Here is a 15153-nt window from a genome sequence, read left to right as displayed (position 1 = left end):
AGACATGAACGACGCCATCCGCCTGATCGACGCTCCGCGCTTCGCCGAACTCCACCAGCGGGGAGGCGCCCGCTTCCTCGTCGACGTGCGCAGCCCGGCGGAATACCGCGCCGGGCACATCGCCGGCGCCCGCAACGAACCGCTGGGCAACCTGGACCCCGCCCGCCTGGCCGAACGCCTGCGTGGCGAAGGCCTCGGCACCGGCGACGAGCTCTACCTGATCTGCCAGAAAGGCCAGCGTGCGCGGCAGGCGGCCGAGCGCTTGAGCGCCCTGCTGCCGGGCGTGCAGGTGATCGAGGGCGGCACCGATGCCTGCCTGGCCTGCGGCATGCCCCGCGAAGGCAGCGGCGGCGGCCTGGAGTTGCAGCGCCAGGTGCAGATCACCGCCGGCAGCCTGGTGCTGCTGGGCGTCGTCCTCGGTACCTGGCTGCATCCCGGCTGGTACCTGCTGAGCGGCTTCGTCGGTGCCGGCCTCACCTTCGCCGGGCTGAGCGGGACCTGCGGCCTGGCCCTGGTGCTCGCCCGCATGCCCTGGAACCGCTGATGCTTCTCGAAGCCCTCGCCATCGGCACCCTGCTCGGCCTGCTGCTCGGGCTGACCGGCGCAGGTGGCTCGCTGGTGGCCCTGCCCTTGCTGCTCAGCCTGCACCTGCCGCTGCGCGACGCGGTCGGCGTGAGCCTCGGCGCGGTGGCCCTCACCGCCCTGGTCGGCACCCTGCTGCGCCTGCGCCAGGGCCTGGTGGCCTGGCCCCCGGTGCTGCTGCTCGCCGCCACCGGCCTGCCCGGCAACGCCCTGGGCCAGTGGCTCGGCCACCGGGTGCCGGAGGGCCTGTTGATCACCGGCTTCTGCCTGCTGGTGCTGTGGTCCGCGTGGCGCCTGTGGCACGGTGCCGAACAGCCGCGCCCCGGCACGGGCCCCTTGCGTTACCTGCCGTTGCTGGCCATCGGTCTGGGCGTCGGCGTGTTGTCGGGTTTGATGGGCGTCGGCGGCGGCTTCCTGGTGGTTCCGGCGCTACTCTGGTTCACGCCGCTTTCGGTACTGGCCGCCACCGCCACCTCCCTGGCGGTGGTCGTGGTGGTGTCCGGCGGTGGCTTCCTGCTCTACCTGGGCCAGGCCCAGCCTCCGGCGCTGCTGCTCGGTGCCCTGGCAGTCGGCGGCGCGCTCGGCATGCTGGTCGGCAACCGCCTGGCCCACCGCCTCGGCGGCCCGGCGCTGCAACGCCTGTTCGCGGTGCTGCTGGTGATCACCAGCCTGTCGGTGGCCCTGCAGAAACTGATCTGAGGAGATTGCACCATGCTGCTGCGCCAACTCTTCGATGCCCAAAGCTCCACCTACACCTACCTGCTCGCCGACGCCGGCGAGGCGGTGCTGATCGACCCGGTGAAGGAACAGCTCGACGCCTACCTGCGCCTGCTCGATGAGCTCGGGCTGCGCCTGGTGCTGGCGCTCGATACCCACACCCACGCCGACCACATCACCGCCCTGGGCGACCTGCGCGAGGCCACCGGCTGCCAGAGCGGATTCGGTGCCCAAAGCGGCAGCACCTGCGCCAGCTTCACCTTCGCCGACGGCGCGCGCCTGCGCTTCGGCACCCGCGAGCTGATCGCCTGGTACACGCCCGGGCACACCGCGGACTCCTACTGCTTCCTGCTGCCCGCCAATCCCGTCGACGGCACTCCGGCGCGGGTGTTCACCGGCGATACCCTGCTGATCCGCGGCACCGGGCGCACCGACTTCCAGAACGGCGACGCCCGCGCCCAGTGGGCCAGCCTGCAGCGCCTGCTGGCGCTGGCCGGCGACACCGAGGTGTGCCCCGGCCACGACTATCGGGGCTGGACCCGTTCGAGCATCGCCGAGGAACGTGCCCACAATCCGCGCCTGCAGGTGGCGGACGCCGAGGCCTATGCCGCGCTGATGGCCAGCCTGCGCCTGCCCAACCCGCGCCTGATGGACATCGCCGTGCCCGCCAACCGCGCCTGCGGCCGCCCCTGAGGCGCGCCCCAGGGGCGGAAAGCGCCCCTTCCCCTCATAACTATTTGATCTAAACCATCCGCAAAGATACCGGTCGGACTCTTACTACCTGCATAAAGCGGGTGGTATCCCCAACGGCAGAACCGGTAAGGAACTATGTGCGGCATTTCTGGAGAGTTACGTTTCGACAAGCGACCCGCCGACCTGGCAGCGGTCGAACGCATCACCCATCACCTCGCCCCTCGCGGCCCCGACGCCTGGGGGTTCCATAGCCAGGGCCCCGTCGCCCTGGGCCACCGCCGGCTGAAGATCATGGACCTGTCCGACGGCTCGGCGCAGCCGATGGTCGAACCCGACCTGGGCCTGGCCATGAGCTTCAACGGCGCCATCTACAACTTCCCCGAGCTGCGTGAAGAGCTGCAGGCCCTCGGTTATCGCTTCCGCTCCGGCGGCGACACCGAGGTGCTGGCCAAGGCCTGGCACGCCTGGGGCAAGGACATGCTGCCCAAGCTCAACGGCATGTTCGCCCTGGGCATCTGGGAGCCGGGCAGCCAGCGCCTGTTCCTGGCCCGCGACCGCCTCGGCATCAAGCCGCTGTACCTGTCGCGCACGGCCAGCCGCCTGCGCTTCGCCTCCAGCCTGCCGGCGCTGCTCAAGGGCGGCGACATCGACGGCACCCTGGATGCCGAGGCGCTCAACCACTACCTCAGCTTCCACGCCGTGGTGCCGGCCCCGCGCACTCTGGTCAAGGGCATCGAGAAGCTGCCGCCGGCCAGCTGGATGATGATCGACGCCGAGGGCAACACCGACCAGGGCACCTGGTGGACCCTCGACTACGGCCACGGCGCCGAGGACGCCGGGCTGGAACTGGCCGACTGGCGCGACCGGCTGCTGGGCAGCCTGCGTGACGCCGTTTCCGTGCGCCAGCGCGCGGCCCGCGAAGTGGGCGTGCTGCTCTCCGGCGGCGTCGACTCCAGCCTGCTGGTGGGCCTGCTGGCCGAGGCCGGCGTCGAGGACCTGCTGACCTTCTCCATCGGCTTCCAGGACGCCGGCGGCGAGCGCGGCGACGAGTTCGAATACTCCGACCTCATCGCCCGCCGCTACGGCACCCGCCACCACCAGCTGCGGGTGGGCGAGCACGAGATCATCGAGCAATTGCCGGCGGCCTTCCGCGCCATGAGCGAGCCGATGGTCAGCCACGACTGCATCGCCTTCTACCTGCTCTCCCGCGAGGTCTCCAAGCACTGCAAGGTGGTGCAGAGCGGCCAGGGCGCCGACGAACTGTTCGGCGGCTACCACTGGTACCCGCCACTGGCCGACACGACCGACCCCTTCGCCACCTACCGCGCCGCGTTCTTCGACCGCAGCCACGCCGACTACCGCGACACCGTGCAGCCGGCCTGGCTCACCGGGGACGTGGCCGGCGACTTCGTCCGCGAGCACTTCGCCCGCCCCGGCGCCGAGGACCCGGTGGACAAGGCCCTGCGCCTGGACAGCACCATCATGCTGGTGGACGACCCGGTCAAACGCGTCGACAACATGACCATGGCCTGGGGCCTGGAAGCGCGGGTGCCGTTCCTCGACTACCGCGTGGTCGAGCTCTCCGCGCGCATCCCCTCGCGCTTCAAGCTGGGCGATGGCGGCAAGCAGGTGCTCAAGGAAGTCGCCCGCCAGGTCATCCCCCACGAGGTGATCGACCGGCCCAAGGGCTACTTCCCCGTGCCCGGCCTCAAGCACCTGCAGGGCAAGACCCGCGACTGGGTGCGCGAACTGCTGCTGGACCCGAGCCAGGATCGCGGCCTGTTCAACGCCGCCACCCTCGAACGCCTGCTGGCCAACCCCGGCGAAGACCTGACCCCGCTGCGCGGCTCCAAGCTGTGGCAGATGGCGGCGCTCAACCTCTGGCTCAACGAGCAGGGACTCTAAGGAGAGATTCGCGATGAAATTCTTTACCAGCCAGCAGTACGTGCAGAGCCAGCGTCTGCTGCGCGGCCAGGCGCCCTCCTACGAGCGCCTGCAGGCACGCCTGGCGGAAGAGCACAAGGACGAACAGGCCGAGCAGGTCCAGGTGCTGCATTGCGGCTGGGGCCGCCTGCTGCTGGGCCACACCTACCCGGACCCGGCCAGCCTGGCCCGCGAGCTGCTGGCCGAAAGCCCCGGCGAGCGCGACATCGCCCTCTATGTGGCCGCCCCCCAGCAGGTGCTGGCCCAGGCGCCGCAACAGCTGTTCCTCGACCCCTCCGACACCCTGCGCCTGTGGTTCACCGACTACCGCCCGGCGCGCCGGGCCTTCAGGGGCTTCCGTATCCGGCGCGCCCACAGCGAGGAGGACTGGCAGGCCATCAGCCAGCTGTACCGCAGCCGCGGCATGCTGCCGGTGGACCACGACGCCATCACCCCGCGCCACCAGGGCGGCCCGGTGTACTGGCTGGCCGAGGACTCGACGAGCAACCAGGTGGTCGGCAGCGTGATGGGCCTCAACCACCGCAAGGCCTTCCACGACCCGGAAGGCGGCTCCAGCCTCTGGTGCCTGGCGGTGGACCCGCAATGCAACCGCCCCGGCGTCGGCGAGGCCCTGGTGCGCCACCTCATCGAGCACTTCATGAGCCGTGGCCTGGCCTACCTCGACCTCTCGGTGCTGCACGACAACCGCCAGGCCAAGGCGCTCTACTCCAAGCTGGGCTTCCGCGACCTGCCGACCTTCGCCATCAAGCGCAAGAACGGCATCAACCAGACCCTGTTCCTCGGCCCCGGCCCGGAAGAGGACCTCAACCCCTACGCGCGCATCATCGTCGACGAGGCCCACCGCCGCGGCATCGAGGTGCGCGTCGACGACGCCCGCGCCGGGCTCTTCAGCCTCAGCCAGGGCGGGCGCAGCGTGCGCTGCCGCGAATCGCTGTCGGACATGACCAGCGCCGTCAGCATGACCCTGTGCCAGGACAAGACCCTCACCCACAGCACCCTGGCCCGCGCCGGCCTCAGCCTGCCGGCGCAGCGCCTGGCCGGCACGCCGGAGGAGAACGCCGCCTTCCTCGCCGAACATGGCGCCCTGGTGGTCAAGCCGGTGGACGGCGAGCAGGGCAATGGCGTGGCCGTGAACCTGCGCAGCGCCGCCGAGGTGGAAGCGGCCATCGACAACGCCCGGCGCTTCGACAGCCGCGTGCTGCTGGAGAGCTTCCACCAGGGCCATGACCTGCGCATCGTGGTGATCGGCTACGAGGTGGTCGCGGCGGCGATCCGCCGCCCGGCGGAGATCGTCGGCGACGGCCAGCGCAGCATCCGCTCGCTGATCGAGGCGCAGAGCCGCCGGCGCCAGGCCGCCACAGGAGGCGAAAGCCGCATCCCCCTCGACGAGGAGACCGAACGCACCCTCAGGGACGCCGGCTACGGCTACGACGACGTGCTACCCGAGGGCACCCACCTCGCCGTGCGCCGCACCGCCAACCTGCACACCGGCGGCACCCTGGAAGACGTCACCGGCATCCTCCATCCGCGCCTGGGCGAGGCGGCCGTCCGTGCCGCCCGCGCCCTGGGCATCCCCGTGGTGGGCCTGGACCTGCTGGTGCCCGCCGCCGACCAGCCCGACTACGTGTTCATCGAGGCCAACGAGCGCGTCGGCCTGGCCAACCACCAGCCGCAGCCCACCGCCGAGCGCTTCATCGACCTGCTGTTCCCCCTCAGCCAGCCGCTGTCCTGAGTCCCGGGCCCATGGGCCCGGCACCTCGCAAAGGAGACGCCATGACTGCCAGAAAACTCCCCGAACCCGACATCAACTACCTGCGCCAGGTGCTCCTGGAGATGCTCGCCATCCCCAGCCCCACCGGCTTCACCGACACCATCGTGCGCTACGTCGCCGAGCGCCTGGAGGAGATGGGCATCCCATTCGAGCTGACCCGTCGCGGCACCATCCGCGCCACCCTGCTGGGCCGGCAGAAGAGCCCCGACCGCGCGGTGGCGGCGCACCTGGACACCATTGGCGGCATCGTCCGCCAGATCAAGGACAACGGCCGCCTGGCCCTGGCGCCGGTGGGCTGCTGGTCCAGCCGCTTCGCCGAGGGCAGCCGCGTCAGCGTGTTCACCGACACCGGGGTGATCCGTGGCAGCGTGCTGCCGCTGCTGGCCTCCGGCCACGCCTTCAACACCGAAGTGGACAGCATGCCCATCAGTTGGGACCACATCGAACTGCGCCTGGACGCCTACAGCTCGACCCGCGCCGATTGCGAATCCCTCGGCGTGTGCATCGGTGACTTCGTCGCCTTCGACCCGCTGCCCGAGTTCACCGAGAGCGGCCACATCAGCGCCCGCCACCTGGACGACAAGGCGGGCGTCGCCGCCCTGCTCACCGCGCTCAAGGGCATCACCGAAGCCAAGCTGGTGCCGCCCATCGACTGCCACCCGCTGTTCACCATCACCGAGGAGATCGGCTCCGGTTCCGCCGGCGCGCTGCCGTGGGACGTCAGCGAATTCGTCGGCATCGACATCGCCCCGGTCGCCCCCGGCCAGCAGTCCAGCGAGCACGCCGTCAGCGTCGCCCTGCAGGATTCCGCCGGCCCCTACGACTACCACCTCTCGCGGCACCTGCTGAAGCTCGCCGAGAAGAACGTCATCCCCGTCCGTCGCGACCTGTTCCGCTACTACCACAGCGATGCCCAGTCCGCGATCGCCGCCGGCCACGACACCCGCGCCGCCCTGCTGGCCTTCGGCTGCGACGCCACCCACGGCTACGAGCGCACCCACATCGACAGCCTGGAAGCCATGGCCCGCCTGCTGGGCGCCTACATGATGAGCCCGCCGGTGTTCGCCAGCGACGCCGACGCCGCGCAGAACTCCCTGGAGCCGTTCAGCCACCAGCTGGAACACACCGCGCAGATGGAAAACGACACCCGCGTACCGACTGTCGGAAGTCTCGTGGGCAAGGGCGAAAGCGACGCTTGAAGGCCACCTCACATAAAGGCAAAGTGCCAGGCCACGGGTGAATAAAAACAATGGGGTGAAAGGATGCCTCGCCTCTGTCTGGCGCTCTTGCTGTTCTGCCTCACCGGCCAGGTCTGGGCGCTGCAAAGCGCACCCCTGGACCGCGAGGACCTGCGCCTGTCGCTGAGCCCCTTCATGGGCTACCTGGAAGACCCCGAGGGCAAGCTGCAGCTCGCCGACCTGCGCCAGTTGCCGGACGAAGCCTTCACCCCGGTGCACGGCGAGCACGCCAACATGGGCAAGAACAGCTCGGTCTGGTGGTTCAAGGTGCGCCTGGTCAACAGCCGCCAGCACCCGCTGTCGGGCTACCTGGAAGCCAACTACCCGCTGCTCGACCACATCAAGGTCTTCCTCTTCGAACCCGACGGCCACCTGCAGGAGCAGGAGAGCGGCGACAGCTTCGCCTTCGCCCAGCGCCCGGTGCAGGTGCGCAACTTCTGGTTCCCCCTCGACCTGCAGCCGGGCACCAACACCCTGCTGCTGCGGGTGGAAAGCACCAGCACCCTCTTCGTGCCGCTGTTCTTCAGCACCTACGGCGCCAGCGCGGCGGCGCAGGAAAACCTCATGGGGTTCAACGGCGCCTTCTACGGCGTGCTGTTCGCCATGTTCTTCTACAACCTGTTCCTCTACATCTCGCTGCGCGAGTCGGCCTACCTCTGGTACCTGGCCTACAACCTCAACGTCGGCCTGCTGGCCGCCTGCTTCGACGGCATGCTGTTCAAGCTTTTGCCCGAACACGTGGCCTTCCAGTCGGTGAGCATCTACATCCTCATGTACCTGCACTGCCTCACCGCCGTGCAGTTCAGCCGCCACTTCCTCCACGCCAAGCAGTACTTCCCGCGCCTGGACACGACGCTGCGGGTGGCGATGCTGGCGACCCTGGCGGTGTTCGTCTCGGCACCGGTGATCGGCCTGCAGGCCTGGAACATCCTCGCCAGCCTCACCGTCTCGGCCGTCTCGCTGCTGCTGCTGCTGGCCGGCATCTACGTCTGGCGCCGGGGCGTGCGCTACGGCTCCTACTACACCCTGGCCTGGGGCATCCTGCTGTTCGCCTTCATCCAGGCCACCACCGGCTCGCTGGGCGTGGAGGTGCTGGGCATCTTCGGCGCCACGGTGGTGAAGATCGGCGTGACCATCGAGCTGATCACCCTCTCCATCGGCCTCGCCGACCGCATCAACACCCTCAAGGAAGAAGGCTTCCGCTCGCGCCAGGCCGCCGAGCAGGCGCATGTCGAGAGCCGCGCCAAGAGCCGCTTCCTGGCCAAGATGAGCCACGAGATCCGCACCCCGCTCAACGGTGTGCTGGGCATGCTGCAACTGCTCAAGGAAACCCCGCTGGACCGCAGCCAGCGCTTCTACGTCGACACCATCTCCAGCTCCGGCAGCGCATTGATGGCGGTGATCAACGACATCCTCGACTACGCCCGCATCGAGTCCGGCAAGCTGACCCTGGAACACATCGAGTTCGACCTGGAGCAACTGCTCTCCGACACCCTCAGCCTGTTCACCGCCCAGGCCCTGGACAAGCGCCTGCGCCTCTACATCAGCCTGGAGAGTGGCGTGCCACGGCGCATCAAGGGCGACCCCACGCGCCTCAAGCAGGTGCTGATGAACCTCTTGAGTAACGCCCTCAAGTTCACCGCCGAGGGCCATGTGGCGCTGAACGTCTGCCGCCGCTCCAACTCACTCGGCGAGCCGCACCTGATCTTCGCCATCAGCGACAGCGGCATCGGCATCCGCAACGAGGCGCTGTCCCAGCTGTTCGACTCCTTCGCCCAGGGCGACTCCAGCACCACCCGCCGCTACGGCGGCAGCGGCCTGGGCCTGGCCATCAGCAAGGAGCTGGTGGAAATGATGGGCGGGCGCATCGAAGTGCAGAGCACCGCAGGCCAGGGCACCCGCTTCGCCTTCGACATGCCCCTGCAGGAAGGCACCGAGGAAGACGACGAACTGCTGCGCCTGCTCAAGGGCAAGACCGCCCTGCTCACCTCCCTCGACGGCCTCGGCCTCGACGCCCTGAGCCGCCTGCTGGGTCGCTGGGGCATGCGCACCGAGCGCTGCCAGACCCCCGAGCGCCTGCACGAGTACCTCGACGACTTCGCCGTGCCGCCGCTGCTGGTGCTGGTGGCGCCCTGGCCGGGCAGCGCCGCGCACTGGCTCGACTCCCTGCGCCCGCGCCTGGAGCCGGGGCAGCGCATCCTCCTGCTGTGCCCGCCCGAGCAGTGCCAGAACCTGCCCCAGAGCAACGGCCTGCGCCTGATCGCCATGGCCCAGCCGCTGGCCGTGGTGCCCCTGCGCGAAGCCCTTGCCGACCTCTACCAGGAACGCCGCCAGGAGCCGCGCCCGATCCTCAGCGAGGCCTTCAGCGACGCGGGCTCGGCGCCCTGCATCCTGGTCGCCGAGGACAACCCGGTGAACCAGCTGGTGGTGCAGGGCTTCCTGCGCAAGCGCGGCTACCGCGTGCGCACCGTGGCCAACGGCGTGGCCGCGGTGAACGAATACGAGCGCGAGCCGGCCGGCGTGCAACTGATCCTGATGGATTGCGAGATGCCGGAGATGGACGGTTTCGAGGCGACCAGGCGCATCCGCCAGTTCGAGCGCAGCCGCCAGTTGCCGGCGGTGCCCATCGTCGCGCTGACCGCGCACATCCTCGACAAACACCGCGACGCCGGCGCCGAGGCCGGCATGGACGACTTCCTCGGCAAGCCGCTGGACAGCGCCCTGCTCTTCGCCACCCTCGACCGCCTGCTGGTGCGCCAGGGCCAGGAGCACTCGGCCTGAGCCGACGCCCGCGCATGGCGTCGCGGCGATCATCGCGCTAGGATCGCCGCCTGCCCCCGAGGTCCACCATGCTGATTCCCCACCACCTGCTCGAAGCCGACACCCTGACCCGCCTGATCGAGGACTTCGTCACCCGCGACGGCACCGACAACGGCGACGAAACCCCGCTGGAAACCCGCGTCGCCCGCGTCCGCCATGCCCTGGAGAAGAAGCAGGCGGTGATCGTCTTCGACCCGGACAGCCAGCAATGCCAGCTGATGCTGCGCAGCGAAGTGCCGAGGCAATTGCTCGAGTCCGCCGAGGACGAGTGACAGCGCCCGACGAAACCGACGCCCGACACAGTCGCTGCGCGTTTGCGCGGCTTACTGATCCTTCTCGCAGTTGACCATCCACGGCACGCCGAAGCGGTCTTCGAGCATGCCGAAGCGGGCGGCCCAGAAGGTCGCCTCCAGCGGCATCTGCACCTTGCCACCGGCCGAAAGCGCGGCGAACACGCGCTCGGCTTCCTTGATGGAATCGACGTTGAGCGACACCGAGCAACCACGGATGCCGTCGTAGGGGTGTTCCGGCGTGGTGTCCGAGGCCATCAGCGACTGGTCGCCGACGCAGAGGCAGGCGTGGATGGCGCGGTCGTGGAACTCTGCGGGCACGTGTTCGGCCGCCGGGGATTCGCCGAAGGTCATCACCTGCAGCTCGCCGCCCAGGGTCTGGTGGTAGAACTCGAAGGCCTCGCGGCAGTTGCCGGCGAAGATCAGGTAGGCATTGATACGCATGGTCGTCTCCTTATTGTTGTTGGCTGGCGGCCATCTGGGCGCGCTGGCGTTCTTCCTGCTCACGCAGCTCGGGGGTGAATTCGGCACCGAAGTCTTCGGCGGTGAAGATCTGGCGGATCTCGATGTCCGACTCGCCGCTCATCGGGTTGGGGCAACGCTTGACCCACTCGATGGCCTTCTCCAGGGATTCCACTTCCCAGATCCAGTAGCCGGCCACCAGCTCGCGGGTCTCGGCGAAGGGACCGTCGGTCACCGTGCGGCTGCTGCCGGAAAAGGTCACCCGCGCCCCCCGGGAACTGGGGTGCAGCCCTTCGCCCGCCTGCATGATGCCGGCGTCGATCAGTTCCTGGTTGTACGCGCCCATCGCGGCGAGCAGCTCTTCACTGGGCATTTCGCCGGCTTCGGATTCCTTCGTCGCCTTGACCATCACCATGAATCGCATCGTGTCGCTCCTTCTGTCAGGTTTCATGCCCGCCAGGCTGGCGGTTCTGTCCATTAGTCGAACGGGCTTCGCCGGTTTCGACAGCCCGTCGAAAAAAAATCGCGCGCATCGCCCCCCACGTGGATGCAAGCGGGCGCGGAGGCGCATCACAGCTTAGTGGGTCTTCGGAATCACGCAGGTGACAGGAGGGACGGAACGCCGGACGGCGCCCCGTGGATGAGCACCAGGAGCCCCCTGCCAGCGCCGCGAACAGCCGCCACCAGGAAGAAAGCCGGATGAGCGGGGAAAACCCGCCACCCCTCAGTGCAGCGGCAGGCGGATGCGGAACTCGGCGCCGCCGAGGCTGGAGTCGTCCAGCGCCAGCTCGCCGTCGAAGCTCTCGACGATGTCGCGGACCACGGCGGTGCCGATGCCCTGGCCGGGGTGCTGGGCGTCGAGGCGTTCGCCGCGCTTGAGGATGCGCGCACGCTGGTCCACCGGCACACCCGGGCCGTCGTCCTCCACCCGCAGCTCGCAGAAGCCGGCGCCCTGCACGGCGCTGACGCGGATGCGGCCGAGGCACAGGCGGTAGGCGTTCTCCAGCAGGTTGCCGAGCAGCTCCAGCAAGGCGCCCTGCTCCACCGGCACGTCGAGGGCGGGGTCGAAGGCGCGTTCGACCTGCACCTTCTTGTCGCGGTAGACCTTGTCCAGCGCCTCGCAGAGCAGGTCGAGCAGCGGCGCCAGGCGCACCCGGTGGCGCACCAGGCCGCTCTTGCGCAGGGTGGCGCGCTGCAACTGGTAATCGACCTGCTGGCTCATGCGCTCGATCTGGCTGCGCAGCACATGCGCCTGCTCGGGGTTGGCCGACTTGTTGATGGTCTCGCTGACGCCCTGCAACACCGAGAGCGGAGTCTTCAGGCTGTGGGCCAGGTCGTCGAGGGAATTGCGGTAGCGCTCGCGCTGCTGGCGCTCGCTTTCCAGCAGGCGGTTGAGCGAACCGGTGAGGCGCAGCAGTTCGCGCGGGTGCTCCTCGCTGAGGGAGTCGCGGGCGCCGGCTTCCACCTGGTCCAGCTCCTCGCTGAGCCGGCGCAGGCTGCGGAAGCCCCAGGTGAGGCCGAACCAGAGCAGGGTCAGGAGCAGCACCAGGGCGGCGCCGAGCCAGAGGTAGAGCTGGTGGACGAAGCCGTCGTGCATCACCTGGTAGTCGCTCATCGGCTGCATGGTGACCACGCTGAAGGCGGCGGCCTGGCCACGCAGCAGGTCGATCTCCACGTCGTAGACGAAGAACTCGCGGCCGCGCACATCGTGCACGCGGGTGAACTCGTGGCCACGGCCGTCGTAGCGCGGCTCGTAGTGCACGGATTCATCGGCAGAGGAACGCGACTGCCAGACCAGCCGGCCTTCGCTGTCGTAGATGTAGCCGAGCTGGGTGGCGTCGAGGTTGTCGAATTCCTCGTCGGGCAGCTTGTCCGGCATGTCCAGGCGGCCATCGACGATGCGCGCGGCGGCGATCAGGGCACTGGCGTCGGCGGCCAGGCGCTTCTCGATGGCCTGGTCCAGGGCGTAGTCGAAGGCGCTGCGCAGCAGGGGCAGCAGCACCAGCATGAACAGCACCGCGAGCGCCGTGGCGCCCAGCATCAGGCGCAGGCGCAGGGAAAACCCGGCGCGACGGCGGGGGCTGGCCGCGTGGCTCAACGGCAGCGCTCGGTGAACAGGTAGCCCTGGCCGCGCACCGTCTCGATGGGCTTGAAGCCGTGCTCGCCCTCCAGCTTGCGGCGGATGCGCCCCACCAGCACCTCGATGACGTTGGGGTCGCGCTCCTCGTCGCCGGGGTAGAGCTGCTCCATCAGCCGCTCCTTGGCCACCACCTGCTGGTGATGGCGCATGAGGTATTCGAGGATGCGGTATTCGTAGGCGGTCAACGCCATGGGCGCGCCGTCGATCTGCGCCTGCTTGCGGTTGAGGTCCAGCAGCAGCGGGCCGGCCTCGATGGTGGACTGGACGAAGCCCGAGGAGCGCCGCAACAGGGCGTTGAGGCGCGCCTCCAGCTCTTCGAACTGGAACGGCTTGACCACGTAGTCGTCGGCACCGGCGGCCAGGCCTTCGACCTTGTCCTGCCAGTTGCCGCGCGCGGTGAGTATGAGGATGGGAAAGACCTTGTCGCTGCTGCGCAGCTGGCGGATGAGATCGAGGCCGCTCATGCCGGGCAGGCCGAGGTCGATCACCGCCAGGTCGTGGTGGTACTCCTTGGCGCGGTACAGCGCCTCTTCGGCGTCGGCCACCGCGTCGACCACATGCCCCTGCTCGCCGAGGCGCGTATGGAGGTGATGGCGCAGCAGCGCCTCGTCTTCCACAACCAGCAATTTCATCTGCATTTCCTCAGGCAAGGGCCGGGCGCTGGGCCCGGCCGTGCGTGGCACTGGTCAGAACTTGTAGCTGGCGCCCAGGTAGGCCTGCGAGCTGCTGTGCAGGTCCAGCGAGCCGAGCTTCTCGCCACCATGGGGCGCGACTTCGGTGCTGGCGTTGGTGCGCAGGTAACGATAGCCGGCCTCGATGGAGGTGTTCTTGTTCAGCTGCTGGAGGATACCGGCCTGCAGGCCCGCTGCGTAGCCGATGTCGCTGTCGCGGCGCATGCCGACACCGTCCTGTTCCAGCTTGACCAGGCCCAGGGTGGCGCCACCGAACAGCTTGGTGTTGTTGTCCCCCAGGGGCAGGAAGACGTCGTAGCTGCCGAGCAGGTTCTGCTGGCGCAGCTTGTTGCCACGGTCGGTGTCCGAGAAGTTCTCGTAGGTGGCGTAGTAGCGGCCGTTGTCATCCATCTGGCCGGCGCGTACGCCCCAGGTCCCGGTCTTGTGGATCACCTTGTCCAGGCTCGGGTCACCGAGGTTGGCATTCAGCGCCGAGGAGTTCTGGATGTTGTTGTTGGTCTGGCCCCAGGTGAGGCCGACGAAGGGGTCGGCAGCCTGGGCGGAAGTGGCGGCGAAGGCCAGGCCGGCGGCGAGAGCGATAGGAGTCAGGATGGTTTTCATGAGGCGTTCCTCCGATGGATTTCAATTCGTGCTTGAACACGGGAGCCATCTTGCCGGCGGGGCACTGAACCGCCCCTGAACCCTCACTGAACCTCGGCTGAACGATCTGCAATGGACACGAGGACGCGCGCGGGAGTGACGGGTTGGCGGAAAGTCCTCGGCACACACCGTCATCCCCGCGAACGCGGGGACCCACTGAATACGCCGCCCGGGGCAAAAAAAACGGGAGCCCCAAAAGGGCTCCCGTTCTCGATTCAGAGAAAACGCCCGGAGTCGACCAGTGGCCAGGACTCCAAGCTACAACCTCACCTGCGTTCCAGAAGAAACGCGCCGCTAGTCTGGCAAATAGGCCGCCAGGCATCCGTTTAGCTTTGGTAACCCGATTGCAAACATATGTAACCGGCACGGGCGCTGGCTCCCGTCGGGCCGGCACGGCAGAATGCGCCCATGACGCCTGCCCTCCCCGCTTTCTGCACCCCGCTGGATGCCGATTGGCCCTTCGCCACCGCGCTGCCCGGCATCGCCCTGCGCGCCTGCCGCTTCGACCCGGCGCAGCTCGCCGACCACGACTTCGACCGTTGCGCCATCGCGGCGCCCGCCAACATCCAGCGCTCGGTGGCCAAGCGCCGCGCCGAGTACCTGGCCGGCCGCCTCTGTGCCCGCGCGGCGCTGCTGCCGCTGACCGGCCGGGCGGACGTGCCGGGCACCGGCGAGGACCGCGCGCCAATCTGGCCGGCGGGCATCAGCGGCTCCATCACCCACGGCGCCGGCTGGGCCGCGGCGCTGGTGGCGCGCCAGGCGGACTGGCGCGGCCTGGGCCTGGACATGGAGCAGCGCCTGGAAACCGAGCGCGCCCTGCGCCTGGCCGAGGAGATCCTCACCCCTGCCGAGCTGCAACGCCTCGCCCTGCTTCCCGCCGAAGAACAGGCCGAGCGCGTGACCCTGACCTTCTCCCTCAAGGAAAGCCTGTTCAAGGCGCTCTACCCGCTGGTGGGCAAGCGCTTCTACTTCCACGACGCCGAGCTGCTGGCGGTGGACCACGACGCGCGGACGGCACGCCTCGGGCTGCTGATCGACCTGGCTGGGGAGTGGATGACGGGCAGCGAGCTGGAGGGGCATTTCCAGTTGTATGACGACCGGCTGCTGAGCCTGGTGGCGGTGCGCTGATCAGCGCCTGAGCCTGCGGGCTTCGTCCCTTTTTCTT

14 protein-coding genes are annotated in these 15153 nt (G+C 68.9%); 9 read left to right on the top strand and 5 right to left on the bottom strand.

The window, feature by feature from the left end; all coding sequences use genetic code 11:
• The first annotated feature begins 4 nt into the window (after window positions 1-4).
• The 8 genes from ACYJSS_RS08200 (at window position 5) to ACYJSS_RS08165 (ending at window position 10037) form a co-directional block, all read left to right on the top strand.
• Window positions 5-544, top strand: a complete 540-nt coding sequence (locus tag ACYJSS_RS08200) for a rhodanese-like domain-containing protein (protein ID WP_236204427.1) — start codon at window positions 5-7, stop codon at window positions 542-544.
• Window positions 544-1281, top strand: coding sequence for a sulfite exporter TauE/SafE family protein (locus ACYJSS_RS08195; RefSeq protein WP_111263351.1), 738 nt, complete (start codon window positions 544-546; stop codon window positions 1279-1281). Before ACYJSS_RS08200 ends, ACYJSS_RS08195 begins: the two co-directional genes overlap by 1 nt.
• Window positions 1282-1293: 12 nt before the next feature.
• Complete coding sequence (locus tag ACYJSS_RS08190; RefSeq protein ID WP_236204428.1) at window positions 1294-1992, top strand: MBL fold metallo-hydrolase; 699 nt, start codon at window positions 1294-1296, stop codon at window positions 1990-1992.
• 135 nt (window positions 1993-2127) lie between these two features.
• The gene (locus ACYJSS_RS08185; RefSeq protein WP_111263353.1) at window positions 2128-3897 is read left to right on the top strand and encodes an N-acetylglutaminylglutamine amidotransferase; all 1770 of its coding nucleotides are present in this window, start codon (window positions 2128-2130) and stop codon (window positions 3895-3897) included.
• Between the two features lie 13 nt (window positions 3898-3910).
• Complete coding sequence (ngg, locus tag ACYJSS_RS08180) at window positions 3911-5668, top strand: N-acetylglutaminylglutamine synthetase (protein ID WP_236204429.1); 1758 nt, start codon at window positions 3911-3913, stop codon at window positions 5666-5668.
• Window positions 5669-5709: 41 nt separating this feature from the next.
• Window positions 5710-6906 carry an osmoprotectant NAGGN system M42 family peptidase gene (locus ACYJSS_RS08175; protein WP_111263355.1) on the top strand — a complete coding sequence of 399 codons (1197 nt, stop codon included), beginning with the start codon at window positions 5710-5712 and terminating at the stop codon, window positions 6904-6906.
• Between the two features lie 63 nt (window positions 6907-6969).
• Window positions 6970-9726, top strand: coding sequence for a hybrid sensor histidine kinase/response regulator (locus ACYJSS_RS08170; protein ID WP_459479598.1), 2757 nt, complete (start codon window positions 6970-6972; stop codon window positions 9724-9726).
• Between the two features lie 68 nt (window positions 9727-9794).
• Entirely contained in the window at window positions 9795-10037 is a 243-nt protein-coding gene (locus ACYJSS_RS08165; protein WP_236204431.1) for a YheU family protein, read from the top strand.
• Window positions 10038-10088: 51 nt separating this feature from the next.
• Here ACYJSS_RS08165 and ACYJSS_RS08160 read toward each other — a convergent pair whose 3' ends face one another.
• The 5 genes from ACYJSS_RS08160 to ACYJSS_RS08140 form a co-directional block, all read right to left on the bottom strand.
• Window positions 10089-10499, bottom strand: coding sequence for a VOC family protein (locus ACYJSS_RS08160; protein ID WP_111263358.1), 411 nt, complete (start codon window positions 10497-10499; stop codon window positions 10089-10091).
• Between the two features lie 10 nt (window positions 10500-10509).
• Window positions 10510-10941 (bottom strand): YciI family protein, encoded by a 432-nt coding sequence (locus ACYJSS_RS08155; RefSeq protein ID WP_111263359.1) that lies wholly within the window; start codon window positions 10939-10941, stop codon window positions 10510-10512.
• Window positions 10942-11241: 300 nt separating this feature from the next.
• Window positions 11242-12558, bottom strand: a complete 1317-nt coding sequence (locus ACYJSS_RS08150) for an ATP-binding protein (RefSeq protein WP_111263372.1) — start codon at window positions 12556-12558, stop codon at window positions 11242-11244.
• A 53-nt stretch (window positions 12559-12611) separates the two neighbouring features.
• Window positions 12612-13289, bottom strand: coding sequence for a response regulator (locus ACYJSS_RS08145; RefSeq protein WP_111263360.1), 678 nt, complete (start codon window positions 13287-13289; stop codon window positions 12612-12614).
• A gap of 54 nt (window positions 13290-13343) precedes the next feature.
• A complete protein-coding gene (locus ACYJSS_RS08140; RefSeq protein WP_111263361.1) occupies window positions 13344-13949 on the bottom strand; it encodes an outer membrane beta-barrel protein in 606 nt (201 codons plus the stop codon).
• 447 nt (window positions 13950-14396) lie between these two features.
• Between ACYJSS_RS08140 and ACYJSS_RS08135 the strand changes: the two genes are divergently transcribed.
• The gene (locus ACYJSS_RS08135; RefSeq protein WP_236204432.1) at window positions 14397-15116 is read left to right on the top strand and encodes a 4'-phosphopantetheinyl transferase family protein; all 720 of its coding nucleotides are present in this window, start codon (window positions 14397-14399) and stop codon (window positions 15114-15116) included.
• Window positions 15117-15153: the final 37 nt, after the last annotated feature.

This window comes from Pseudomonas sp. No.21 (assembly GCF_054558415.1).
This window is presented reverse-complemented; position numbering and strand designations above follow the sequence as displayed.

Bases quoted from the DNA above. Each gene is read 5' to 3' on its own strand.
- ACYJSS_RS08190 (WP_236204428.1), top strand. From the start codon at position 1,294: ATGCTGCTGCGCCAACTCTTCGATGCCCAAAGCTCCACCTACACCTAC.
- ACYJSS_RS08185 (WP_111263353.1), top strand. From the start codon at position 2,128: ATGTGCGGCATTTCTGGAGAGTTACGTTTCGACAAGCGACCCGCCGAC.
- ACYJSS_RS08195 (WP_111263351.1), top strand. From the start codon at position 544: ATGCTTCTCGAAGCCCTCGCCATCGGCACCCTGCTCGGCCTGCTGCTC.
- ACYJSS_RS08145 (WP_111263360.1), bottom strand. From the start codon at position 13,289: ATGAAATTGCTGGTTGTGGAAGACGAGGCGCTGCTGCGCCATCACCTC.
- ACYJSS_RS08155 (WP_111263359.1), bottom strand. From the start codon at position 10,941: ATGCGATTCATGGTGATGGTCAAGGCGACGAAGGAATCCGAAGCCGGC.
- ngg (WP_236204429.1), top strand. From the start codon at position 3,911: ATGAAATTCTTTACCAGCCAGCAGTACGTGCAGAGCCAGCGTCTGCTG.
- ACYJSS_RS08150 (WP_111263372.1), bottom strand. From the start codon at position 12,558: ATGCTGGGCGCCACGGCGCTCGCGGTGCTGTTCATGCTGGTGCTGCTG.
- ACYJSS_RS08170 (WP_459479598.1), top strand. From the start codon at position 6,970: ATGCCTCGCCTCTGTCTGGCGCTCTTGCTGTTCTGCCTCACCGGCCAG.
- ACYJSS_RS08160 (WP_111263358.1), bottom strand. From the start codon at position 10,499: ATGCGTATCAATGCCTACCTGATCTTCGCCGGCAACTGCCGCGAGGCC.
- ACYJSS_RS08135 (WP_236204432.1), top strand. From the start codon at position 14,397: ATGACGCCTGCCCTCCCCGCTTTCTGCACCCCGCTGGATGCCGATTGG.
- ACYJSS_RS08200 (WP_236204427.1), top strand. From the start codon at position 5: ATGAACGACGCCATCCGCCTGATCGACGCTCCGCGCTTCGCCGAACTC.
- ACYJSS_RS08175 (WP_111263355.1), top strand. From the start codon at position 5,710: ATGACTGCCAGAAAACTCCCCGAACCCGACATCAACTACCTGCGCCAG.
- ACYJSS_RS08165 (WP_236204431.1), top strand. From the start codon at position 9,795: ATGCTGATTCCCCACCACCTGCTCGAAGCCGACACCCTGACCCGCCTG.
- ACYJSS_RS08140 (WP_111263361.1), bottom strand. From the start codon at position 13,949: ATGAAAACCATCCTGACTCCTATCGCTCTCGCCGCCGGCCTGGCCTTC.